The organism is Aeromonas sp. 1805 (assembly GCF_013085525.1).
GTDB lineage: Bacteria > Pseudomonadota > Gammaproteobacteria > Enterobacterales > Aeromonadaceae > Aeromonas > Aeromonas hydrophila.
The window spans coordinates 1,222,501-1,246,592 of sequence record NZ_CP038515.1 but is presented as its reverse complement, the minus strand read 5'-3'; the positions used below and the strand labels follow the sequence as shown (position 1 = coordinate 1,246,592).

Annotated in this window: 21 protein-coding genes and 3 tRNA genes (1 of these 24 running past the window's edge); 23 read left to right on the top strand and 1 reads right to left on the bottom strand. The window is 56.8% G+C overall.

Annotated features, from left to right (window positions below):
* Positions 1-82: 82 nt before the first annotated feature.
* Together murB and birA are read left to right on the top strand one after the other, a co-directional pair.
* Positions 83-1,120: a UDP-N-acetylmuramate dehydrogenase gene (murB, locus tag E5E96_RS05960; RefSeq protein ID WP_171281728.1), complete on the top strand. Its 1,038-nt coding sequence runs from the start codon at positions 83-85 to the stop codon at positions 1,118-1,120.
* Entirely contained in the window at positions 1,117-2,082 is a 966-nt protein-coding gene (gene birA / locus E5E96_RS05955; RefSeq protein ID WP_024945204.1) for a bifunctional biotin--[acetyl-CoA-carboxylase] ligase/biotin operon repressor BirA, read from the top strand. The genes murB and birA overlap by 4 nt, the downstream gene beginning before the upstream one ends.
* 75 nt (positions 2,083-2,157) lie before the next feature.
* On the opposite strand, the gene coaA is transcribed toward birA, so the two are convergent.
* Positions 2,158-3,096, bottom strand: a complete 939-nt coding sequence (gene coaA / locus E5E96_RS05950) for a type I pantothenate kinase (protein ID WP_011707706.1) — start codon at positions 3,094-3,096, stop codon at positions 2,158-2,160.
* A 262-nt stretch (positions 3,097-3,358) separates the two neighbouring features.
* Here coaA and E5E96_RS05945 point away from each other — a divergent pair.
* The 21 genes from E5E96_RS05945 to tuf (E5E96_RS05845) all read left to right on the top strand — a co-directional run.
* A tRNA-Tyr gene (locus E5E96_RS05945) sits at positions 3,359-3,443 on the top strand.
* Between the two features lie 38 nt (positions 3,444-3,481).
* Positions 3,482-3,556 (top strand) — tRNA-Gly (locus tag E5E96_RS05940).
* A gap of 171 nt (positions 3,557-3,727) precedes the next feature.
* Positions 3,728-4,912 carry an elongation factor Tu gene (gene tuf / locus E5E96_RS05935; RefSeq protein WP_011707694.1) on the top strand — a complete coding sequence of 395 codons (1,185 nt, stop codon included), beginning with the start codon at positions 3,728-3,730 and terminating at the stop codon, positions 4,910-4,912.
* A gap of 53 nt (positions 4,913-4,965) precedes the next feature.
* Positions 4,966-5,042, top strand: a tRNA-Trp gene (locus tag E5E96_RS05930).
* Positions 5,043-5,102: 60 nt separating this feature from the next.
* Positions 5,103-5,474: a preprotein translocase subunit SecE gene (gene secE, locus E5E96_RS05925; RefSeq protein WP_011707705.1), complete on the top strand. Its 372-nt coding sequence runs from the start codon at positions 5,103-5,105 to the stop codon at positions 5,472-5,474.
* 9 nt (positions 5,475-5,483) lie between these two features.
* Positions 5,484-6,035, top strand: a complete 552-nt coding sequence (nusG, locus tag E5E96_RS05920; protein ID WP_005306318.1) for a transcription termination/antitermination protein NusG — start codon at positions 5,484-5,486, stop codon at positions 6,033-6,035.
* Between the two features lie 133 nt (positions 6,036-6,168).
* Positions 6,169-6,597 carry a 50S ribosomal protein L11 gene (rplK, locus tag E5E96_RS05915; RefSeq protein WP_005318556.1) on the top strand — a complete coding sequence of 143 codons (429 nt, stop codon included), beginning with the start codon at positions 6,169-6,171 and terminating at the stop codon, positions 6,595-6,597.
* Positions 6,598-6,601: 4 nt separating this feature from the next.
* Complete coding sequence (rplA, locus tag E5E96_RS05910; RefSeq protein WP_011707704.1) at positions 6,602-7,303, top strand: 50S ribosomal protein L1; 702 nt, start codon at positions 6,602-6,604, stop codon at positions 7,301-7,303.
* Positions 7,304-7,559: 256 nt separating this feature from the next.
* Positions 7,560-8,060, top strand: a complete 501-nt coding sequence (rplJ, locus tag E5E96_RS05905) for a 50S ribosomal protein L10 (RefSeq protein ID WP_011707703.1) — start codon at positions 7,560-7,562, stop codon at positions 8,058-8,060.
* A 51-nt stretch (positions 8,061-8,111) separates the two neighbouring features.
* Entirely contained in the window at positions 8,112-8,477 is a 366-nt protein-coding gene (rplL, locus tag E5E96_RS05900) for a 50S ribosomal protein L7/L12 (RefSeq protein ID WP_011707702.1), read from the top strand.
* A 224-nt stretch (positions 8,478-8,701) separates the two neighbouring features.
* Positions 8,702-12,730, top strand: a complete 4,029-nt coding sequence (rpoB, locus tag E5E96_RS05895) for a DNA-directed RNA polymerase subunit beta (protein WP_010635847.1) — start codon at positions 8,702-8,704, stop codon at positions 12,728-12,730.
* A gap of 91 nt (positions 12,731-12,821) precedes the next feature.
* On the top strand, positions 12,822-17,126 hold the full coding sequence (gene rpoC, locus E5E96_RS05890; protein WP_011707700.1) for a DNA-directed RNA polymerase subunit beta': 4,305 nt from the start codon (positions 12,822-12,824) through the stop codon (positions 17,124-17,126).
* Positions 17,127-17,323: 197 nt separating this feature from the next.
* Positions 17,324-18,040 (top strand): transcriptional regulator, encoded by a 717-nt coding sequence (locus E5E96_RS05885; RefSeq protein WP_005306294.1) that lies wholly within the window; start codon positions 17,324-17,326, stop codon positions 18,038-18,040.
* Between the two features lie 25 nt (positions 18,041-18,065).
* Positions 18,066-18,446: a RidA family protein gene (locus E5E96_RS05880; RefSeq protein ID WP_011707699.1), complete on the top strand. Its 381-nt coding sequence runs from the start codon at positions 18,066-18,068 to the stop codon at positions 18,444-18,446.
* An 86-nt stretch (positions 18,447-18,532) separates the two neighbouring features.
* Complete coding sequence (tusD, locus tag E5E96_RS05875; protein ID WP_016352263.1) at positions 18,533-18,925, top strand: sulfurtransferase complex subunit TusD; 393 nt, start codon at positions 18,533-18,535, stop codon at positions 18,923-18,925.
* A gap of 9 nt (positions 18,926-18,934) precedes the next feature.
* Positions 18,935-19,291: a sulfurtransferase complex subunit TusC gene (gene tusC / locus E5E96_RS05870; protein WP_166464885.1), complete on the top strand. Its 357-nt coding sequence runs from the start codon at positions 18,935-18,937 to the stop codon at positions 19,289-19,291.
* A gap of 7 nt (positions 19,292-19,298) precedes the next feature.
* Positions 19,299-19,577: a sulfurtransferase complex subunit TusB gene (gene tusB / locus E5E96_RS05865; protein WP_171281727.1), complete on the top strand. Its 279-nt coding sequence runs from the start codon at positions 19,299-19,301 to the stop codon at positions 19,575-19,577.
* A 183-nt stretch (positions 19,578-19,760) separates the two neighbouring features.
* Entirely contained in the window at positions 19,761-20,135 is a 375-nt protein-coding gene (gene rpsL / locus E5E96_RS05860; protein WP_005306278.1) for a 30S ribosomal protein S12, read from the top strand.
* A gap of 93 nt (positions 20,136-20,228) precedes the next feature.
* Complete coding sequence (gene rpsG, locus E5E96_RS05855) at positions 20,229-20,699, top strand: 30S ribosomal protein S7 (RefSeq protein ID WP_005306266.1); 471 nt, start codon at positions 20,229-20,231, stop codon at positions 20,697-20,699.
* A 75-nt stretch (positions 20,700-20,774) separates the two neighbouring features.
* Positions 20,775-22,880, top strand: a complete 2,106-nt coding sequence (gene fusA / locus E5E96_RS05850; protein WP_011707695.1) for an elongation factor G — start codon at positions 20,775-20,777, stop codon at positions 22,878-22,880.
* Positions 22,881-22,934: 54 nt separating this feature from the next.
* Positions 22,935-24,092, top strand: the 5' portion of a protein-coding gene (tuf, locus tag E5E96_RS05845; protein ID WP_011707694.1) for an elongation factor Tu. Its footprint extends 27 nt past the window's final position; the window shows 1,158 of its 1,185 coding nt (coding positions 1-1,158); the start codon lies at positions 22,935-22,937; the stop codon falls past the right edge of the window.

Sequence of the window (24,092 nt, the reverse complement as noted above, 5' to 3'; positions counted from 1 at the left end):
ATGAGTCCGAAAAGGGGGGCGGATTTTTCGTCCGGCGGCAATATAAGGTAGACTGCCCGCTTGCCATTGTCGGGACACGCAGATGAAACTCACCCCTTACGCCTCCTTGTTGACGCTCAACACCCTCGCCCTCGATGCCCATTGCCGCTGGCTGGCCGAAGTGGAACGGATCGACGATCTGCCGCAACTGGTGGCCAACCCCGAGCTGGCCGACTTGCCGAGGCTGGTGCTGGGCGGTGGCAGCAACGTGCTGTTTTGCGATGACTTCGCCGGTGTCGTAGTGCTCAACCGGCTCAAGGGGATCACGCTACACGACGAGGGGGAGCACTGGTTGCTGCACGTGGCGGCCGGCGAGAACTGGCATGAGCTGGTGTGCCATAGCCTGCAGCAGGGCTGGTTCGGGCTCGAGAACCTGGCGCTGATCCCGGGCACGGTCGGGGCCGCCCCGGTGCAGAATATCGGCGCCTACGGGGTCGAGCTGGCCAGCGTCTGCGCCTATGTGGAGGCGTTCAACTGGCAGAGTGGCCAGCTGGAGCGTATCGAGGCCGCCACCTGCGGGTTCGGCTATCGCGACAGCATCTTCAAGCACGCCTGTCAGGACAGCCACTTCATCACCGCCGTCGGGCTGCGCCTCGCCAAGGCCTGGCAGCCGGTGGCGGGTTATGGCCCGCTGGCCGCGCTCGGTGAGCAGCCCACGGCGCAGGCCATCTTCGACACCGTCTGCGCCACCCGCATGGCCAAGCTGCCGGATCCGGCCGTGCTCGGCAATGCCGGCAGCTTCTTCAAGAACCCCGTGGTGACGACGGCGCAGGCCGACCTGCTCAAGCAGCAATTCCCGCACCTTCCCTGCTACCCAGCCGCTGACGGGCAGGCCAAGCTGGCCGCAGGCTGGCTCATCGATCAGTGCGGCCTCAAGGGGTTTGCCATCGGCCGCGCCGCCGTGCATCAGGAGCAGGCCCTGGTGCTGGTCAACCTGGGCGGAGCCAACGCCATGGAGCTGATCGCCCTGGCGGCTCACGTACGCGACAGCGTGGAGCAGAAATTCGGCGTGCTGCTGGAGCACGAGGTGCGCTTCATGGGGCGCAGCGGTGAAACCTGGCTCGACGAGGTGCTCTCATGACCCTGACCCCCATCAGACAGACCCTGATCACCCTGCTCAGCGACGGCCAGTTTCACTCCGGTGAACAGCTGGGTGAGCAGCTTGGCATCAGCCGGGCGGCGGTCAGCAAGCACATGGCCGCGCTCAAGGAGCTGGGGCTGGACTTGTTCAGCCTGACCGGTAAGGGCTATCGGCTGGCGGTGCCGATGGCGCTCTATGACGAGGCACAGCTGCAGGCGTTGGCGCCCATGGCGCCAGTACACTGCTTTCCGGTCATCGACTCCACCAACCAGTACCTGCTGGAGCGGGTCAATCAGCTGAGCTCCGGCGAGAGCTGCCTGGCCGAGTGTCAGACCGCCGGTCGTGGCCGCCGCGGCAAGCCCTGGGTCTCCCCGTTCGGTTGCCAGCTGATCCTCAGCATGTACTGGCGGCTCGAGCAGGGCATGGCGGCCGCCATGGGACTGAGCCTGGCGGTCGGCGTGGCCGTGGTGCAGGCGCTGGAATCCCTCGGTTATCCGGGGGTGGAGCTGAAATGGCCGAATGACCTCTATTATCAGGGCCGCAAACTGGCGGGCATTCTGGTGGAGATGAGCGGCAGTGCCGGTGCCAGCTGCCATCTGGTGATCGGGGTCGGCCTCAATCTGGCGATGCCGAGCCGGGAGGGGGAGCGGATCGATCAGGCCTGGTCCGAACTGCGCCACATCCAGCCGGAACTGGTGGATCGCAATCTGCTGGCCGGCCGGGTGCTCGACCACCTTCAGCAGGCCATGCTCACCTTCGAACAGAGTGGTCTCGCCAGCTTCGTGGCGGACTGGAACCGGCTCGATCACTTCGCCGGCCGGCCGGTGCGACTGCTGATGGGCGAGCAGGAGATCCGCGGCGTGGCGCGCGGCATCGATGATCGCGGCGCCCTGCGGCTGGAGACCGCAGAGGGGATCAAGTTCTACCTGGGTGGCGAGATCTCCCTGCGTCGGGGCGACTGAAGGCAGTGACGATCGTCATGAATAGAAGAGGGGGCCTGCGGGCCCCCTCTTCATGTCGATTCGTGTTGGTAGCCGCTACTTGCGCAGCTTGATCTGCTCGATGGCGTGCTCGTTGCCCTTGGTCAGGATCAGGTTGGCCCGCTCCCGGGTCGGCAGTATGTTCTCTTTCAAATTCAGATAGTTGATATCTTGCCAGATGTTGTTGGCGATCTTGGTTGCTTCGCTCTCCGCCAGTTTGGCGTAGTGGTGGAAGTAGGAGTCGGGATCCGAGAAGGCGCCACTTCTGAACTTGAGGAAGCGCTCGATATACCAGGTGCGCAGCAGCTCGGCCTCGGCATCCACATAGATGGAGAAGTCGACGAAATCGGAGACGAAGACCCGGTGAGGCTCCTGCGGATAATCCATGCCGCTCTGCAGTACATTGAGCCCTTCGAGGATCAGGATGTCAGGCTGCTCCACCACCTTCTTCTCGTCAGGGATGATGTCGTAGATAAGGTGGGAGTAGACGGGCGCTTCGACCTTTTCGTGGCCGGCGCGGATGTTGGCGACAAATTCCACCAGATGACGGATGTCGTAGGATTCCGGGAAGCCCTTGCGGCGCATCAGGCCGCGCTCTTCCAGCACCTTGTTGGGATAGAGAAAGCCGTCGGTGGTGACCAGCTCCACCCGCGGGTGTTCCGGCCAGCGTTCCAGCAATGCCTGCATGATGCGCGCCGTGGTGCTCTTGCCCCCCGCCACGCTGCCGGCGATGCTGATGATGTAGGTACCCTTGCCACGGGACTGACCGAGAAACTGTTCAAGCACCCGGCTGCGGCGCTGCTTGGCCTTGACGTAGAGGTTGAGCAGGCGAGAGAGGGGCAGGTAGATCTCTTCCACCTCCTGCAATGACACCTTTTCATTGATCCCGCGCAGGGTCTGCAGATCGTGCTCGGTCAGGGTCAAAGGGACCGAGTCGCGCAATAACGCCCATTGTTCGCGGGTGAATTGCAGATAGGGGTTATGCTCTGTCGTCATGGTGTCATCACTGTTTCTTGGGCAGGGCGACCATACACCAAGGGGTGGGGAGCGACAAGAGAAGCGACGGTTTCGAGCGGAGAGTGAGTCCTTTTTTGCCTGGTTCCCGGCAATAATGCACATTTTGCAAGGCGCAATGGTTGCATCCCCAAAATGCTTACCATAAAATGCGCGACGCTTAGATGTCTGTCGTCTATTTGCTCGGCAAAAGCGATAAAACAACGGGTGCAAGCAGAATTACCGTTGTGGCATTTATGCAACTGGAGGGGTTCCCGAGCGGCCAAAGGGATCAGACTGTAAATCTGACGGCTCTGCCTTCGAAGGTTCGAATCCTTCTCCCTCCACCATATTTCTCTGCGGTTTGAGTTCTTTGGGTTAGAGAAATGCGGGCATCGTATAATGGCTATTACCTCAGCCTTCCAAGCTGATGATGCGGGTTCGATTCCCGCTGCCCGCTCCAAGATGCTGATACGGCTCAGGCGATAGCAGAGCCACACCTTAGGGTGAGTTCGGCAATCGAACCTGCCTGTCAGCACCAGCCTCTCTTCCCCACCAGATTCAAATCCATCATATAAACTGTTCTGTGGTTAGCTTGCCACCGCGTACTCAGCGTTAGTTTAGAGGGACGATCATGTCTAAAGAAAAATTTGAGCGTAATAAACCGCACGTTAACGTGGGTACCATCGGCCACGTTGACCACGGTAAAACCACCCTGACTGCCGCTATCACCAACGTGCTGGCCAAGCACTTCGGTGGTAAGGCTTTCGCCTTCGACCAGATCGACAAGGCACCGGAAGAGCGTGAGCGTGGTATCACCATCAACACCTCCCACGTAGAATACGACACCGCTACCCGCCACTACGCGCACGTAGATTGCCCGGGTCACGCCGACTACGTTAAAAACATGATCACCGGTGCTGCCCAGATGGACGGCGCGATCCTGGTAGTAGCAGCGACTGACGGCCCGATGCCGCAGACTCGTGAGCACATCCTGCTGGGTCGTCAGGTAGGCGTTCCGTACATCATCGTGTTCATGAACAAGTGTGACATGGTAGATGACGAAGAGCTGCTGGAACTGGTCGAGATGGAAGTTCGCGAACTGCTGTCCGAGTACGACTTCCCGGGTGATGACCTGCCGGTAGTCCGTGGTTCCGCGCTGAAAGCGCTGGAAGGCGAAGCTCAGTGGGAAGAGAAGATCCTGGAACTGGCGGGCCACCTGGACACCTACATTCCGGAGCCGGAGCGTGCCATCGACCTGCCGTTCCTGATGCCTATCGAAGACGTATTCTCCATCGCTGGCCGTGGTACCGTAGTAACCGGTCGTGTAGAGCGCGGTATCGTCAAAGTTGGTGAAGAAGTGGAAATCGTGGGTATCAAAGATACCACCAAGACCACCTGTACCGGCGTTGAAATGTTCCGTAAGCTGCTGGACGAAGGTCGTGCAGGCGAGAACATCGGTGCACTGCTGCGTGGCGTGAAGCGTGAAGACGTAGAGCGTGGTCAGGTACTGGCCAAGCCGGGCACCATCAAGCCGCACACCAAGTTTGAATCTGAAGTGTACGTGCTGTCCAAAGAAGAAGGTGGTCGTCATACCCCGTTCTTCAAAGGCTACCGTCCGCAGTTCTACTTCCGTACTACCGACGTGACCGGTACCATCGAACTGCCGGAAGGCGTAGAGATGGTAATGCCGGGCGACAACATCAAGATGGTTGTTACCCTGATTGCGCCGATCGCGATGGACGACGGCCTGCGTTTCGCCATCCGTGAAGGTGGCCGTACCGTAGGTGCTGGTGTTGTAGCTAAAGTTATCGCTTAATCTTTGGCTTACATAAATAAAGCAAAGCCCCTATAATAGGGGCTTTCTTATGCAGGGGCGTAGTTCGAATTGGTAGAACAGCGGTCTCCAAAACCGATGGTTGCGGGTTCGAGTCCTGCCGCCCCTGCCATATACCTCGTCTCGTACGGGGCTTTTGTGTCTTTGGTTACGTCAGATACAGGTGGGTTGTATGAGTGTTAGTTCTGAGAGCCAGGGCGGAAGCAAGGATACCCTGCTTTGGGGCCTGGTTTTCATTATCCTGGCGGCCGCTGTAGTGGGTAATTACCTGCTCAACGATGTCGTCGCTGCCGTCCGCGCCCTGGGTGTGGTCGTTGTCATTGCTGCTGCCGGTGCAGTAGCCCTGCAAACCACCAAGGGAAAGGCGACACTGGCATTTGCCCGTGAGTCTCGCTTGGAAGTCCGCAAGGTCGTATGGCCGACCCGCCAGGAAGCCATTCAGACAACCCTGATTGTGCTGGCGGTGACTGCCGTGATGGGGCTGTTGCTGTTCATTCTGGACGGTGCCTTGGTCTGGTTGGTCAACCTGATTACCGGTGTGTAAGGATAAGCCATGACTGAACAACGTGAACAACGTATGAGATGGTATGTGGTGCAGGCGTTTTCCGGCTATGAAGGCCGTGTTGCCAAATCCCTGCGTGAACATATCAAGATGCATGGCATGGAAGACATGTTCGGTGAAGTGCTGGTCCCGACCGAAGAAGTGGTCGAGATGCGCGCTGGCCAGAAGCGCAAGAGTGAGCGCAAGTTTTTCCCGGGATACGTCCTGGTTCAGATGATCATGGATGAGACCACATGGCACCTGGTACGCAACGTACCGCGCGTCATGGGTTTCATTGGTGGCACCTCTGATCGTCCTGCTCCTATCTCTGATAAAGAAGCGGATGCCATCCTCAATCGTCTGCAAGATGCCCACGACAAGCCGCGTCCGAAAACCCTGTTTGAACCGGGTGAAATGGTGCGGGTTGCCGATGGTCCGTTCGCTGACTTCAACGGTACCGTTGAAGAGGTGGACTACGAAAAGAGCCGCGTGAAGGTCTCCGTTTTGATCTTCGGTCGTTCTACACCGGTAGAGCTGGATTTTGGTCAGGTCGAAAAGGGCTGATTAAACTCTGTTCGTTAACGGTTGTCAGGGGCAGCGAATGTCATTATAATTCGCTGCCCCTTTATTAGTTGGGGAGCCGTTTGCAGGAGCATGTCTCCGAGGCGTTAGAACCCATTTCTGAGGTATTTTTGTAATGGCTAAGAAAGTCACAGCTTATATCAAGCTGCAAGTTAAGGCTGGCAGTGCTAACCCCAGCCCTCCCGTTGGTCCTGCTCTGGGTCAGCACGGTGTGAACATCATGGAATTCTGTAAGGCGTTCAACGCCCGTACAGAAAAGCTGGAAAAAGGCTCACCGACTCCGGTCGTGATCACCGTTTACAGCGACCGTTCCTTCACCTTCGAAACCAAGACTCCGCCCGCTGCCTTCCTGCTGAAGAAAGCTGCTGGTATCCAGTCTGGTTCTGCCAAGCCGAACAAAGACAAGGTTGGTAAGGTGACTGTGGCTCAGCTGCAAGAAATCGCCAAGACCAAAGAGCCGGATATGACCGGTGCCGATCTGGATGCAAAAGTACGTTGCATCGCCGGCTCCGCTCGTTCCATGGGCCTGGTAGTGGAGGATTAAGACAATGGCAAAACTTTCCAAGCGTATGCGCGTTATTCGCGAAAAAGTTGACGGTACCAAAGAGTACTCCATCAACGAAGCCATTGCCCTGCTGAAAGAACTGGCTACTGCCAAGTTCGTTGAAAGCGTTGACGTTGCCGTTAACCTGGGTATCGATGCTCGTAAATCCGACCAAAACGTACGTGGTGCAACTGTACTGCCGCACGGTACCGGTCGCGAAGTGCGCGTAGCCGTATTCACCCAAGGTGCCAACGCCGAAGCTGCCAAAGCTGCCGGTGCTGAACTGGTTGGTATGGACGATCTGGCCGATCTGGTCAAGAAAGGCGAGATGAACTTCGACGTAGTTATTGCATCCCCGGATGCCATGCGCGTTGTTGGTCAGCTGGGTCAAATCCTGGGCCCGCGCGGTCTGATGCCGAACCCGAAAGTTGGTACTGTAACTCCTAACGTTGCCGAAGCCGTCAAGAACGCCAAGGCTGGTCAGGTTCGTTACCGTAATGACAAGAACGGTATCATTCACACCACCCTGGGCAAGGTTTCTTTCAATGAAGTTCAGCTGAAAGAAAACTTGGAAGCTCTGCTGGTTGCCCTGAAAAAGGCCAAGCCGTCTTCCGCCAAGGGTGTATTCATCAAGAAAGTCAGCATCTCCACCACCATGGGTGCCGGTGTTGCCGTAGACCAAGCTTCTCTGGAAGCTCAGGCCTAATTGATGGATTTTACAAGGCGCAAAATTTAATCTATAATTTTGCGCCTTGATTGGTTGGGGGCTTCGACCTCCGTCCAAGACCGCAGGAGGCTGTAAGGCCTTAATACTTCCTGCGTAGACGGTGCCGGAAACCCAGCGAGAAAGATTCTTTCTCTTCTGGAATCCTGCTACCGCATCGTTCCCCTCTGTTGTAAAGGTAGGGGGGATGTGTCAGTACTGGGTCATTTGACCCGGATTCAATCCAGGAGTTAAGCCAATGGCATTGGGACTCGAAGACAAAAAGGCAATTGTTGCTGAAGTCAACGAAGCTGCCAAAGGCGCTCTTTCTGCAGTGATTGCCGATTCTCGCGGCGTGACTGTAGACAAGATGACCGTCCTGCGTAAAACCGCTCGTGAAGCCGGTGTGTACATGCGCGTTGTGCGTAACACCCTGCTGCGTCGCGCGGTAGAAGGTACCGAATACGAGTGCCTGAACAACGCATTTACCGGTCCTACCTTGATTGCTTTCTCTAACGAACACCCGGGCGCTGCCGCTCGTCTGTTCAAAGAGTTTGCCAAAGCGAACCAAAAGTTCGAAATCAAGGCTGGCGCTTTTAACGGTGAGTTTATCGCCGCAGCACAAATTGATCGTCTGGCCACGCTGCCGACTTACGAAGAAGCAATTGCGAAGTTGATGGCTACCATGAAGGAAGCCTCTGCTGGCAAGCTGGTTCGTACTATCGCTGCTGTTCGCGACCAGAAACAAGCTGCTGCTTGATTCTCGCCTATCTAGGCTGTTTGAGTTTATTCAACATCAGGAATTTTTGTCATGTCTATCACTAAAGACCAAATCATCGAAGCCGTTGCTTCCATGTCCGTAATGGAAGTTGTTGAGCTGATCGAAGCTATGGAAGAGAAGTTCGGTGTTTCTGCCGCTGCTGCCGTAATGGCTGGCCCGGCTGCTGCTGAAGCAGTAGAAGAGAAGACCGAGTTCGACGTAGTTCTGACTGCTGCCGGTGCCAACAAAGTTGCCGTCATCAAAGCCGTTCGTGGCGCCACCGGTCTGGGCCTGAAAGAAGCTAAAGACCTGGTAGAAGCTGCTCCGGCTAACCTGAAAGAAGCCGTCTCCAAAGACGAAGCTGAAGCTCTGAAGAAAGAGCTGGAAGCTGCCGGTGCTTCTGTTGAGATCAAATAATCTGCATTTATGTAGATTAGCCTGATAAAACAGGCTAGGGCTGGTGAATTTTTGTTCACCAGCCTTTTTGCGCTGTAGACTGAGAGCATTTCACACCGTTTACGACTCTCGGTGCACCAGCAATCCGGACTGTTTTCATTCGTCCGGGCCAACACAAAACGGTGTTGAGACAGAGCTGTCCCGTGGGACAGAGTGGGTCACTTATCAGCGAGCTGAGGAACCCTATGGTTTACTCTTATACCGAAAAAAAACGCATTCGTAAGGACTTCGGTAAGCGAGACCAGGTACTGGACACGCCTTATCTGTTGTCCATTCAGCTGGACTCCTTCAAGCAGTTCATCGAGGCTGACCCGGAAGGTGAATATGGCCTAGAGGCCGCTTTCCGTAGCGTTTTCCCGATCACCAGTTACTCCGGTAGTGCTGAGCTTCAGTATGTCAGCTATCGCCTGGGTGAGCCGGTATTTGACGTAAAAGAATGCCAGATCCGTGGAGTGACCTACTCCGCGCCGCTGCGTGTCAAGCTTCGTATGGTTCTGTACGACCGTGAAGCAGCTGCCGGCACCGTCAAAGACATCAAGGAACAAGAAGTATACATGGGCGAAATTCCGCTCATGACCGAGAACGGCACCTTTGTTATCAATGGTACCGAGCGGGTAATCGTCTCCCAGCTGCATCGTAGCCCGGGCGTCTTCTTCGACCACGATAAAGGCAAAACACATTCATCCGGTAAGGTGCTGTATAACGCGCGCGTTATTCCCTACCGTGGCTCCTGGCTGGACTTCGAGTTCGATGCGAAAGACAACCTGTTTGTCCGTATCGACCGTCGTCGTAAACTGCCGGCATCCATTATTCTGCGTGCCCTGGATTTCAGTTCCGAACAGATTCTGGCCACCTTCTTCGAGACCATCGGTTTCGAAGTCAAAGATGGCAAGTTGATGATGGACCTGGTGCCGGAGCGCCTGCGTGGTGAAACTGCGACCTTTGACATCGTGGCCAATGGCGCCGTGGTGGTTGAGACCGGTCGTCGAGTGACTGCGCGTCACATCCGTCAGTTGGAAAAAGATTCCGTTACCCAGATTGAGGTACCGGTTGAGTATGTTGTTGGCAAAGTTGCTGCCAAGGACTATGCACATCCGCAAACTGGCGAGATGGTAGTGACTGCCAACCAGGCACTGAGCCTGGAAGCGGTAGCCAACCTCTCCCAAGCCGGCTTCAAGCACTTCGAGGTTCTGTTCACCAATGAACTGGATCACGGTGCCTACATGTCCGAGACCCTGCGTATCGACTCCAGCTCCAGCCGCCTGGAAGCGCTGGTCGAAATCTATCGCATGATGCGTCCGGGTGAGCCGCCGACTCGCGAAGCCGCAGAACAGCTGTTCGAGAACCTGTTCTTCTCTTCCGAGCGTTACGACCTGTCTACCGTAGGTCGGATGAAGTTCAACCGCCGTCTGGCTCGTGAAGACGAGACCGGCGTGGGTACTCTGACCAAAGACGACATCGTCGATGTGATGAAGCGCCTGATCGACATCCGTAACGGCAATGACGAGGTGGACGATATCGACCATCTGGGCAACCGTCGTATCCGTTCTGTCGGTGAAATGGCTGAAAACCAGTTCCGCGTCGGTCTGGTGCGTGTCGAGCGTGCGGTCAAGGAGCGTCTCTCCCTGGGCGACCTGGACACCCTGATGCCGCAGGATCTGATCAACGCCAAGCCGATCTCCGCCGCAGTCAAAGAGTTCTTTGGTTCCAGCCAGCTGTCCCAGTTCATGGACCAGAACAACCCGCTGTCCGAAGTGACCCACAAGCGTCGTATTTCCGCGCTGGGCCCGGGCGGTTTGACTCGTGAGCGTGCCGGCTTTGAAGTTCGAGACGTACACCCGACCCACTACGGTCGTCTGTGCCCCATCGAAACTCCTGAAGGTCCGAACATCGGTCTGATCAACTCTCTGTCCGTGTACTCTCGTACCAACGAGTACGGTTTCCTCGAGACCCCGTACCGCAAGGTCATTGACGGTGTGATCACCGACGAAGTGGACTATCTGTCTGCTATTGAAGAAGGCAAGTACGTGATCGCACAGGCTAACGCCGCGACCACCGAAGATGGCCGTCTGAAAGATGAATTGATCCCGTGCCGCCACAAAGGTGAATCCACCTTTATGAACGCCGACCAGATCCAGTATATGGACGTGAGCCCGCAGCAGATCGTATCTGTGGCAGCGGCCCTGATCCCGTTCCTGGAACACGATGACGCGAACCGCGCATTGATGGGTTCAAACATGCAACGTCAGGCTGTACCGACTCTGCGCGCTGACAAGCCGCTGGTTGGTACCGGTATGGAACGCGCTGTGGCCGTTGACTCCGGTGTTACCGTAGTGGCCAAGCGTGGCGGCATGATCGACTACGTCGATGCCTCCCGTATCGTTATTAAGGTCAACGAAGATGAGCTGCTGCCTGGCGAAGCCGGCATCGACATCTACAGCCTGACCAAATACACCCGTTCCAACCAGAACACCTGTATCAACCAGCGTCCATGCGTGATGTTGGGCGAGCCGGTGATGGCGGGCGACGTGCTGGCTGACGGCCCGTCCACCGATCTCGGTGAACTGGCGCTGGGTCAAAACCTGCGCGTCGCGTTCATGCCGTGGAACGGTTACAACTTCGAAGACTCGATCCTGGTGAACGAGCGTGTTGTTCAGGAAGATCGCCTGACCACCATTCACATCCAGGAACTGGCCTGTATCTCCCGTGACACCAAGCTGGGTCCGGAAGAGATCACTGCTGACATCCCGAACGTGGGTGAAGCCGCTCTGTCCAAGCTGGACGAGTCCGGTATCGTCTACGTGGGTGCCGAAGTGAAGGGCGGCGACATTCTGGTCGGTAAGGTAACGCCGAAAGGTGAAACCCAGCTGACGCCGGAAGAGAAGCTGCTGCGCGCCATCTTCGGTGAGAAGGCGTCCGACGTGAAGGACTCCTCCCTGCGTGTGCCGAACGGTGTGTACGGTACCGTGGTTGACGTGCAGGTCTTTACCCGCGATGGCGTGGAAAAAGACAAGCGCGCCAAAGAAATCGAAGAGATGCAGCTGAAGGAAGCGAAGAAGGACTTGACCGAAGAGTTCAAGATCCTGGAAGACGGCATTTTCGGCCGCTCCCGCAACCTGCTGCTGGCCGCCGGCTACAGCGAAGACCGTCTGAACAAGCTCGATCGCTCCAAGTGGTTTGAACTGGCCATCGAAGATGAAGCCAAGCAAATCGAGCTGGAACAGATCGCTGAACAGCACGTTGAGCTGAAGGCTGAGTTCGACAAGAAATTCGAGAACAAGCGTCGCAAGATCATCCAGGGCGATGACCTGGCGCCGGGCGTACTGAAGATCGTCAAGGTCTATCTGGCCGTCAAGCGTCGCATCCAGCCGGGTGACAAGATGGCGGGTCGTCACGGTAACAAGGGTGTTATCTCCAAGATCTGTCCGGTCGAGGATATGCCCCATGACGAGTACGGCCGTCCGGTCGACATCGTTCTGAACCCGTTGGGCGTACCGTCCCGTATGAACATCGGTCAGATCCTCGAAGTGCACTTGGGCCTCGCGGCCAAGGGTATCGGCGAGAAGATCGACCGCATGGTCAAGGAACAGCGCGAACTGCACGAGATGCGTGACTTCCTGCAACAGGTCTATGACCTGGGCGAGAAAGACACTCAGCAAGTGAACGTGGCCGAGCTGTCCGACGACGACGTACGTACCCTGGTCGGTAACCTGCGCAAGGGTCTGCCGGTCGCTACGCCGGTCTTTGATGGCGCCAAAGAGCGTGAAATCAAGGCCCTGCTGAAGCTGGCCGACCTGCCGGAATCCGGTCAGATCGCCCTGTTCGACGGTCGTACCGGTAACGCCTTCGAGCGTAAGGTCACCGTGGGTTACATGTACATGCTGAAGCTGAACCACCTGGTAGACGACAAGATGCACGCGCGTTCTACCGGTTCTTACAGCCTGGTTACCCAGCAGCCGCTGGGTGGTAAGGCACAGTTCGGTGGTCAGCGTTTCGGTGAGATGGAAGTGTGGGCCCTGGAGGCTTACGGTGCGGCATATACCCTGCAGGAGATGCTGACCGTCAAGTCTGACGATGTGAACGGCCGTACCAAGATGTACAAGAACATCGTGGATGGCGACCACCGTATGGAGCCGGGCATGCCCGAATCCTTCAACGTATTGCTGAAGGAAATCCGCTCTCTGGGTATCAACATCGAGCTGGACGAAGAGTAAGAGCTCGCTCTTATTGTTCGAGAATTGACGTGGGCGCCCCGCTGTTTCGGCAGTAGGGGCGCCGAGGTTAGACTCCTGACAGGGGAAACACGTGAAAGACTTACTCAAGTTTTTGAAGGCTCAGACCAAGACCGAAGAGTTTGACAGTATCAAGATCGGTCTGGCCTCTCCTGACATGATCCGCTCCTGGTCATTCGGTGAGGTCAAAAAGCCTGAGACCATCAACTACCGGACTTTCAAGCCGGAACGTGATGGTCTGTTCTGCGCCCGTATCTTCGGACCGGTGAAGGACTACGAGTGTCTGTGCGGCAAGTACAAGCGCCTGAAACACCGTGGTGTGATCTGTGAGAAGTGCGGCGTAGAAGTGACCCAGACCAAGGTCCGTCGTGAGCGTATGGGCCACATCGAGCTGGCCAGCCCGACTGCCCACATCTGGTTCCTGAAGTCCCTGCCGTCCCGTATCGGTCTGCTGCTGGACATGACCCTGCGTGATATCGAGCGCGTGCTGTATTTCGAATCCTATGTAGTGATCGAACCCGGCATGACCAACCTCGAGCGCAGCCAGATGCTGTCCGAAGAGCAGTACCTGGACGCACTGGAAGAGTGGGGCGACGAATTCGACGCCAAGATGGGTGCCGAAGCAATCCTGGCATTGCTGCGCGCCATCGATCTGGAAGGCGAAGTGCGCACCATGCGCGAAGAGCTGGATCAGACCAACTCCGAGACCAAGCGCAAGAAGACCACCAAGCGCCTGAAGCTGATGGAAGCCTTCCTGCAGTCCGGCAACAAGCCGGAGTGGATGATCATGACAGTGCTGCCCGTGCTGCCGCCGGACCTGCGTCCGCTGGTACCGCTGGACGGCGGCCGTTTCGCGACTTCCGATCTGAACGATCTGTACCGTCGCGTGATCAACCGTAACAACCGCTTGAAGCGCCTGCTGGATCTGGCTGCTCCGGACATCATCGTGCGCAACGAAAAGCGCATGCTGCAAGAGTCCGTCGATGCCCTGCTGGACAACGGCCGTCGTGGTCGTGCCATCACTGGCTCCAACAAGCGCCCGCTGAAATCCTTGGCCGACATGATCAAGGGTAAGCAAGGTCGTTTCCGTCAGAACCTGCTCGGTAAGCGTGTCGACTACTCCGGTCGTTCCGTTATCACCGTAGGTCCGACGCTGCGTCTGCATCAGTGCGGTCTGCCGAAGAAGATGGCGCTGGAGCTGTTCAAGCCGTTCATCTATGGCAAGCTGGAATCCCGCGGTCTGGCGACCACCATCAAGGCCGCCAAGAAGATGGTGGAGCGCGAAGAGGCTGTCGTTTGGGACATCCTGGACGAAGTGATCCGCGAACACCCGGTTCTGCTGAACCGTGCACCGACCCTGCACCGTCTGGGTATCCAGGCGTTTGAACCGACCCTGATCGAAGGCAAGGCCATCCAGCTGCACCCGCTCGTCTGTGCCGCCTATAACGCGGACTTCGACGGTGACCAGATGGCGGTCCACGTACCGCTGACCCTGGAAGCCCAGCTGGAAGCGCGCGCGCTGATGATGTCCACCAACAACATCCTGTCGCCTGCCTCCGGTGAGCCGATCATCGTTCCGTCTCAGGACGTGGTCTTGGGTCTGTACTACATGACCCGCGCCCGTATCAACGCCAAGGGCGAAGGTATGGTGCTGTCCGGCCCGAAAGAAGCCGAGAAGGTATACCGCGCCGGTCTGGCCGATCTGCATGCTCGCGTGAAAGTTCGCATCACCGAATACCTGCGTCAGGAAGACGGTTCGCTGCGTGCTCACACCGAGATGAAGAACACCACCGTTGGTCGTGCGATCCTGAGTCTGATCCTGCCGAAAGGCATGGAATACGCGCTGATCGACGAGCCGAAGGTGCTGACTGCTGCAGAGCAGGCTGACCTGGATGCCAACCCGCAGAACTGGATCAAATCCGTATCCAACAAGGCGCTGGGCAAAAAGCTCATCTCCCGTCTGCTGAACACCTGCTATCGCAAGCAGGGCCTGAAGGACACCGTCATCTTCGCTGACCAGCTGATGTATACCGGTTTCCACTATGCGGCCCTGTCCGGTGCTTCCGTTGGTATCGATGACATGGTCATCCCGGATGCCAAGAAAGACATCATTGCCGCAGCCGAAGCCGAAGTTGCCGAGATCCAGGACCAGTTCCTGTCCGGTCTGGTGACCGCGGGCGAACGCTACAACAAGGTTATCGATATCTGGGCCAGCGCCAACGAGCGCGTCTCCAAGGCCATGATGGAGAACTTGTCCAAAGAGCGTAACGTCAACTCGCTGGGTGAAGAAGAAGAGCAAGCCTCGTTCAACAGCATCTTCATGATGGCCGACTCTGGTGCGCGGGGTTCCGCAGCCCAGATCCGTCAGCTGGCCGGTATGCGTGGCCTGATGGCCAAGCCGGATGGCTCCATCATCGAGACCCCGATCGTCGCGAACTTCCGCGAAGGTCTGAACGTACTGCAGTACTTCATCTCCACTCACGGTGCTCGTAAGGGTCTGGCGGATACCGCACTGAAGACTGCGAACTCCGGTTACCTGACTCGTCGTCTGGTTGACGTGGCACAGGACATGGTGATCACCGAGGACGATTGCGGCACTACCGAGGGTCTGTGGATGACTCCGCTGATCGAAGGTGGCGACGTGGTCGAACCGCTGCGTGAGCGCGTGCTGGGCCGTGTGGTTGCCGATGATGTGATCAAGCCGGGTACTGAAGACGAAGTGCTGGTAGCACGCAACACCCTGCTCGACGAGCAGCTGTGTGACCTGCTGGAGCGCAACTCTGTTGACCGCGTGAAGGTTCGTTCTGCCATCACCTGTGAGACCGACTTCGGTAACTGTGCTCACTGCTACGGCCGTGATCTGGCCCGTGGTCACCTGGTTAACAAGGGTGAGGCTGTCGGTGTTATCGCCGCCCAGTCCATCGGTGAACCGGGTACCCAGCTGACGATGCGTACCTTCCACATCGGTGGTGCCGCATCCCGTGCCGCTGCCGAGAGCAGCATCCAGGTCAAGAACACCGGTAGCATCAAGCTGCAGAATGCCAAGTTCGTTCACAACAGTGACGACAAACTGGTTATCACCTCCCGTTCTACCGAACTGACCATCATGGACGAGATGGGCCGTACCAAGGAAAGCCACAAGCTGCCTTACGGTTCCGTGCTGGAAGTGAAAGATGGCCAGGCCGTGAACGCCGGTGAAACCGTCGCCAACTGGGATCCGCACACTCACCCGATCATCACCGAAGTAGCGGGTCGCCTGCACTTCGAACACATGATCGATGGCGTGACTATTACTCGTCAGACCGACGAGCTGACCGGTCTCTCCTCCATCGTCGTGCTGGATGTCAACGAGCGTCCGAGCGCCGGTAAAGAGATGCGTCCGACCGTGAAACTGGTCGACCTGAACGGCAAGGACGTGATGATCCCGGGTACCGATGTAGCCGCCCAGTACTTCCTGCCGGGCAAGGCGATCGTGAACCTGGAAGATGGTGCCAACGTGGGCGTGGGTGACGCGGTAGCGCGTATCCCGCAAGAGTCCGGCGGTACCAAGGACATCACCGGTGGTCTGCCGCGCGTTGCGGATCTGTTCGAAGCACGTCAACCGAAGGAACCGGCAATTCTGGCCGAGATCTCCGGTACCATCTCCTTCGGGAAAGAGACCAAGGGCAAACGTCGTCTGGTCATCACCCCGACCGATGGAGGCGATGTCTACGAGGAGATGATTCCGAAGTGGCGTAACCTGAACGTGTTCGAAGGTGAAAAAGTTGAGAAGGGTGAAGTGCTGGCGGACGGTCCTGAGTCTGCTCACGACATTCTGCGTCTGCGCGGTATCAGCCCGGTCGCCAACTACATCGCCAACGAAGTGCAGGACGTTTACCGTCTGCAAGGCGTTAAGATCAACGACAAGCACATCGAAGTCATCGTGCGTCAGATGCTGCGCAAGTGCGAGATCCTGAGCGCTGGCGACACCGACCTGATCGAAGGCGAACAGGTTGAAGTGGCTCGCGTGAAGATTGCCAACCGTAAGCTGGTTGCTGAGGGCAAGACCCCGGCCACCTTCCGTCACATCCTGATGGGTATTACCAAGGCATCTCTGAGCACCGAGTCCTTCATCTCTGCGGCTTCCTTCCAGGAAACCACCCGTGTTCTGACCGAAGCGGCCGTTGGCGGCAAGCGTGACGAACTGCGTGGCCTGAAAGAGAACGTGATCGTGGGTCGTCTGATCCCGGCTGGTACCGGCTTTGCCTACCACCACGGCCGGATCAACCAGCGTGCCGCCGCAGCCCGTGCTGTTGGCGTACCGCAGGTGACTGCCGATGAAGCTCAGCAAAACCTGGCGGATCTGCTCAACGCAGCCGGCAGTTTTGACGAAGAGTAATCTTCCGCTGTAGCGAATGAAAAGGGCCCCTTCATGGGGCCCTTTTTTATTGTCGATTTTCTCGTCAAAGCCAGACGCCACGCGGATATTCGGATGATCCAGAGCAAGGTTGCAGAGTAAAAAATCAAAAAAAGTTGACATTGACCCCTCGCAACTGAAAACTCGGGAAAGTTGAATGGGTATTACAGGGGTAGAACATGACTGTCGGTATCGAGGAAGTGATGCTTCCCGAAGAGCAGCTGATCGGTCGCACTTTTACAGACGAAGACAGGGAATTGTTGCGCTCATACGATGGGCTGATCGATGGCTTGGCCGAGTTGTTCGGCAAGCACTGTGAAGTGGTACTTCACTCCCTGGAAAATCTGCACGAGTCCGTGATCAAGATTGCCAACGGGTTCAATACGGGACGGAATGAGGGGGCCCCCATTACCGATCTCGCGCTGCGTATGCTCAAGGACATCGAGAATACCGGCCAGGATTACACCCAGAGCTATTTTGCTCGCAGCCGTACCGGTGCCCTGATGAAGTCGAGTACCATCGCCATCAGGAACAGCGACAAGCAGGTGATCGGCCTCATCTGTATCAACCTGCACATCAACGCGCCTTTTCACGAGTTCGTCGCCGAATTTTTCCCGACGCCGCAACAAGTCGAGCGTCAGTCGCCGGAGACCTTTGCCAACAGTGTGGAAGAGCTGGTTGCCCAGACGGTGGACAATACCATCGACGAGATCAACCGCGATCCGACCGTTGCCAACAATGCTAAAAACAGGTTTATCGTGACCCAGCTGTTCGAGAAGGGCATATTTGATATCAAGGACTCGATCAACCTGGTCGCCGACAAGCTGAACATTTCCAAACATACCGTTTATCTGTACATCCGACAGCGCAAGCAGGGTGAAGACGAAAACGAGTAAGCGCCATAGAAGGGGATAGACAAGAATGGCTAAAGAAGTTATTGCAACCGACAAGGCTCCTGCTGCAATTGGCCCGTATGTTCAGGCCACCAAACTGGGCGAGCTGGTCTTCACCTCCGGGCAGATCCCGCTCGATCCGGCCACCATGGAGATAGTGGCTGGCGGTATCGAAGCGCAGGCTGAGCAGGTGATGAAGAACCTGGTTGCAGTATTGAAGGAAGCGGGAGCCGATACCGGCAAGGTACTGAAGACTACCTGCTTCCTCAGCGACATGAACAACTTTGTTGCCTTCAACCAGGTTTATGCCCGTTACTTCGGCGACGCCGCTCCTGCCCGCTCCTGCGTGGAAGTGGCGCGTCTGCCTAAGGATGTGCTGGTTGAAGTCGAAGCCATCGCTTACGTCTGATCCAAGGCTGCACGAAGAGCCCCTCCCAGGAGGGGCTTTTTTGTGTTTGGCGTAGAATGGACGCACACATGCGCAGGAGTCCGGATATGAGTCTGAATTTTGCCCTGCTGGTAACGGGGCCCGCCTATGGCACCCAGTCGGCCAGCACCGCCTATCGCTTTGCCTTGAGCCTCATTGAGCAGGGCCATCGCTTGTCTCACTTGTTCTTCTACCAGGATGGGGTTTGCAACGGTAACGGGCTGCATGCTCCTGCCTCCGATGAGAGCAACCTGGTCGCCCTGTGGCGTGAACTGGCCAACCAGCAAGGGATCCGTATCGATGTGTGTGTCGCTGCCGCCATGCGGCGCGGTGTGCTGGATGAGCAGGAGGCCAAGGGATTGGGTAGGGCACACTTCAACCTGGAGCCGCCATTTTGCCTGAGCGGTCTGGGTCAGCTGGCGGAGGCCAGCCTGACCGCCGATCGATTCGTCCAGTTTTAGGAGGCTGTCATGCACAAGATAGCGTTTATTTGCCGGCGCGGGCCGCACGGTACCGCCGCCGGGCGGGAAGGTCTGGATGCCCTGCTGGCCACTTCGGCCATGACCGAGTCGCTGGCCCTGTTCCTCATCGGGGATGGCGTGCTGCAACTGCTCAGGGAGCAGCAGCCGCAGGCCATCTTGCAGCGTCACTATGCGCCGACCTTCAAACTGCTCGAGCTCTACGACATCGAGGAGGTCTATGTGTGCACCGACTCGCTGGCCGAGCGTGGCCTGACGGTGGCGGATCTGCTGATCCCCGTGACCGGTCTGTCCCGCACCGACATCCGGCACCAGTGGGATGCCTGTGCGACCCACATCTTCTTTTGAGGTGATCATGATACAGCTGATATTGACCTCTCCCTTCCAGAGCCAGGACCTGGAGCAGGCGCTGACCTACCGCCAACCGGAGGATGTGCTGGTGCTGATGCAGGATGCCGTCGTCGCTGCCACGGCCCCTCAGTGGTGTGCACGGTTGGCTGGAGTGCCGCTCTATGTCATGCGGGAAGACCTGCAGGCGAGGGGGTTGCGACAACGGATCGGGTTGGATCTGGACATGGCCGGCTTGGTGGCTCTGATCGCGGAAAAAGGCTCGCCGCAGACCTGGGCTGGCTGACCGCCAGTTTTATATAATAATTTCAGCATGTTAGCGATATTTTCCAAGGTCTCTTCACTGCCTTTCCTGGCTCGGATTGTATAAATCTTGACTCCCTTGACAACAGGGCATAAAATTTCGCGTCCCCGTATCTGCGGGGAGGATTTTTCACATGTTTATGAAGTCATTATCAGGAGCCTTTTGATGGCAACTATTAACCAGTTGGTTCGCAAGCCACGCATCAAGCTCGTTGTGAAAAGCAACGTGCCGGCGCTGGAAGCGTGCCCTCAGAAGCGTGGCGTGTGCACCCGTGTATACACCACCACCCCGAAGAAGCCTAACTCTGCACTGCGTAAAGTATGCCGTGTACGTCTGACCAACGGCTTCGAAGTCACCTCCTACATCGGCGGTGAAGGTCACAACCTGCAAGAGCACTCTGTTGTTCTGATCCGTGGCGGTCGTGTAAAAGACTTGCCAGGTGTTCGTTATCACACCGTTCGTGGTGCGTTGGACTGTGCCGGTGTTAAAGACCGTAAGCAGGCTCGCTCCAAGTATGGCGTGAAGCGTCCGAAAGCTTAATGGTTCTCCGTTAAGTAAGGCCAAACGTTAATTCGTTTCTAGTTAGATAACTTTCTAGTTTTGGGTAACCCCTGAAGTTACGGAGAATTTGAAATGCCAAGACGTCGTGTTGTTGGTCAGCGTAAAATCCTGCCGGATCCCAAGTTCGGATCAGAGCTGCTGGCTAAATTTGTCAACGTAGTAATGGTTGACGGTAAGAAATCTGTTTCCGAAGCCATCGTATATGGCGCGCTGGACATCATTGCCACCAAGACTGGCAAAGAGCACCTGGCCGTATTCGAAGAAGCCCTGGACAACATTCGTCCGGCCGTCGAGGTTAAATCTCGTCGTGTCGGTGGTGCAACCTATCAGGTACCGGTAGAAGTTCGTCCGGTTCGCCGCAATGCCCTGGCAATGCGCTGGTTGGTTGATGCCGCTCGTAAACGTGGTGAAAAATCAATGGCTCAGCGTTTGGCTGGCGAGCTGCTGGATGCCGCTGACAATAAGGGTTCGTCTGTCAAGAAACGTGAAGACGTACACCGTATGGCTGAAGCGAACAAGGCTTTCGCTCACTTCCGCTGGTAATCCGCTTGCGCAGGGTCTTTTGGCTCTGCGCACCTTTAATTATCTGGGGACAAGTGCCCTAGTAAGAGGATGACAATGGCTCGTACAACCCCCATTGAGCGTTATCGTAATATCGGTATCTCCGCTCACATCGACGCCGGTAAGACTACTACTACCGAGCGCGTTCTGTTTTACACCGGTGTAAGTCACAAGATCGGTGAAGTTCACGATGGCGCCGCCACCATGGACTGGATGGAACAGGAACAAGAGCGTGGTATCACCATCACCTCCGCCGCGACCACCGCTTTCTGGTCCGGTATGGGCAAACAGTTCCAACCGCACCGTATCAACATCATCGATACCCCGGGCCACGTTGACTTTACTATCGAAGTAGAGCGTTCCATGCGTGTTCTGGACGGCGCCGTGATGGTGTACTGTGCCGTAGGTGGCGTACAGCCACAGTCTGAAACCGTATGGCGTCAGGCTAACAAGTACAAGGTTCCCCGTATCGCGTTCGTCAACAAGATGGACCGTACCGGTGCCAACTTCCTGCGCTGCGTTGAGCACATCAAGACCCGTCTGAAAGGTAACCCGGTTCCACTGCAACTGAACATCGGTTCAGAAGAGAACTTCAAGGGCGTTATCGACCTGGTCAAGATGAAAGCCATCAACTGGAGCGAAGCTGACCAGGGCGTATCCTTCGATTACGAAGACGTCCCGGCTGAGCTGCTGGAAAAAGCGCAAGAAATGCGCATGACCCTGGTTGAAGCCGCTGCTGAAGCGTCTGAAGACCTGATGGAAAAATACCTGGGTGGTGAAGAACTGACCGAGGAAGAGATCAAGAAAGCTCTTCGTCAGCGCGTTCTGAACAACGAAATCATCCTGGTTACCTGTGGCTCCGCGTTCAAGAACAAGGGCGTACAGGCCATGCTGGATGCCGTGGTTGACTATCTGCCGGCGCCGACCGACGTAGCAGCCATCGACGGTCTGAAGCTGGATGGCGAGACCAAAGACGAGCGTCATGCTTCTGATGACGAGCCGTTTGCTGCTCTGGCATTCAAGATCGCTACCGACCCGTTCGTAGGCAACCTGACCTTCTTCCGCGTTTACTCCGGTGTGGTTAACTCCGGTGACTCCGTGCTGAACTCCGTTAAAGAGAAGCGCGAGCGTTTTGGCCGTATCGTTCAGATGCACGCCAACAAGCGTGAAGAGATCAAAGAAGTTCGCGCAGGCGACATCGCTGCCGCCATCGGTCTGAAAGACGTGACCACCGGTGACACCCTGTGTGACGAAAAAGCGCCGATCATCCTCGAGCGTATGGAATTCCCGGAACCGGTAATCTCCATCGCAGTTGAGCCGAAAACCAAGGCTGACCAAGAGAAGATGGGCCTGGCTCTGGGCCGTCTGGCTCAGGAAGACCCGTCCTTCCGCGTATGGACTGACGAAGAGTCTGGCCAAACCATCATCGCCGGTATGGGTGAGCTGCACCTGGACATCATCGTTGACCGTATGCGTCGCGAGTTCAAGGTAGAAGCGAACGTAGGTAAGCCGCAGGTTGCCTACCGTGAAACCATTCGTAACACCGTCAAGGATATCGAAGGTAAGCACGCCAAGCAGTCCGGTGGTCGTGGTCAGTACGGTCACGTTGTGATCGACATGTACCCGCTGGAAGAAGGCAAAGCCTACGAATTCGTCAACGACATCAAGGGCGGCGTCATTCCTGGTGAGTTCATCCCGGGTGTTGACAAGGGTATCCGCGAGCAGCTGAAGTCCGGCCCGCTGGCAGGTTATCCGGTAATGGATCTGGGCGTGCGTCTGCACTTCGGTTCCTACCACGATGTCGACTCTTCCGAACTGGCGTTCAAGATCGCTGCTTCCATGGCCTTTAAGGCTGGCTTCATGAAGGCCAACCCGGTTCTGCTCGAACCGATCATGAAAGTAGAAGTCGAGACTCCGGAAGACTACATGGGCGACGTGATCGGTGACCTGAACCGTCGTCGTGGCCTGATCGAAGGTATGGAAGATGGCCCGTCCGGCAAGATCGTTCGTGCCCTGGTGCCGCTGGCCGAGATGTTCGGTTACGCTACCGCCCTGCGTTCTGCTACCCAGGGTCGTGCTTCCTACGCCATGGAATTCGCCAAGTATCACGATGCCCCGACCAACGTCGCCCAGGCCGTGATCGAAGAGCGCAAATCCAAGTAATTTAAGATTCCCCGCCTACGACGGTAGGCGGGTTTAACCTAGAAGGACTACGTCGTGTCTAAAGAAAAATTTGAGCGTAATAAACCGCACGTAAACGTCGGCACCATCGGCCACGTTGACCACGGTAAAACCACCCTGACTGCCGCTATCACCAACGTGCTGGCCAAGCACTTCGGTGGTAAGGCTTTCGCCTTCGACCAGATCGACAAGGCACCGGAAGAGCGTGAGCGTGGTATCACCATCAACACCTCCCACGTAGAATACGACACCGCTACCCGCCACTACGCGCACGTAGATTGCCCGGGTCACGCCGACTACGTTAAAAACATGATCACCGGTGCTGCCCAGATGGACGGCGCGATCCTGGTAGTAGCAGCGACTGACGGCCCGATGCCGCAGACTCGTGAGCACATCCTGCTGGGTCGTCAGGTAGGCGTTCCGTACATCATCGTGTTCATGAACAAGTGTGACATGGTAGATGACGAAGAGCTGCTGGAACTGGTCGAGATGGAAGTTCGCGAACTGCTGTCCGAGTACGACTTCCCGGGTGATGACCTGCCGGTAGTCCGTGGTTCCGCACTGAAAGCGCTGGAAGGCGAAGCTCAGTGGGAAGAGAAGATCCTGGAACTGGCTGGCCACCTGGACACCTACATTCCGGAGCCGGAGCGTGCCATCGATCTGCCGTTCCTGATGCCTATCGAAGACGTATTCTCCATCGCTGGCCGTGGTACCGTAGTTACCGGTCGTGTAGAGCGCGGTATCGTCAAAGTTGGTGAAGAAGTGGAAATCGTGGGTATCAAAGATACCACCAAGACCACCTGTACCGGCGTTGAAATGTTCCGTAAGCTGCTGGACGAAGGTCGTGCAGGCGAGAACATCGGTGCACTGCTGCGTGGCGTGAAGCGTGAAGACGTAGAGCGTGGTCAGGTACTGGCCAAGCCGGGCACCATCAAGCCGCACACCAAGTTTGAATCTGAAGTGTACGTGCTGTCCAAAGAAGAAGGTGGTCGTCATACCCCGTTCTTCAAAGGCTACCGTCCGCAGTTCTACTTCCGTACTACCGACGTGACCGGTACCATCGAACTGCCGGAAGGCGTAGAGATGGTAATGCCGGGCGACAACATCAAGATGGTTGTTACCCTGATTGCGCCGATCGCGATGGACGACGGCCTGCGTTTCGCCATCCGTGAAGGTGGCCGTACCGTAGGTGCT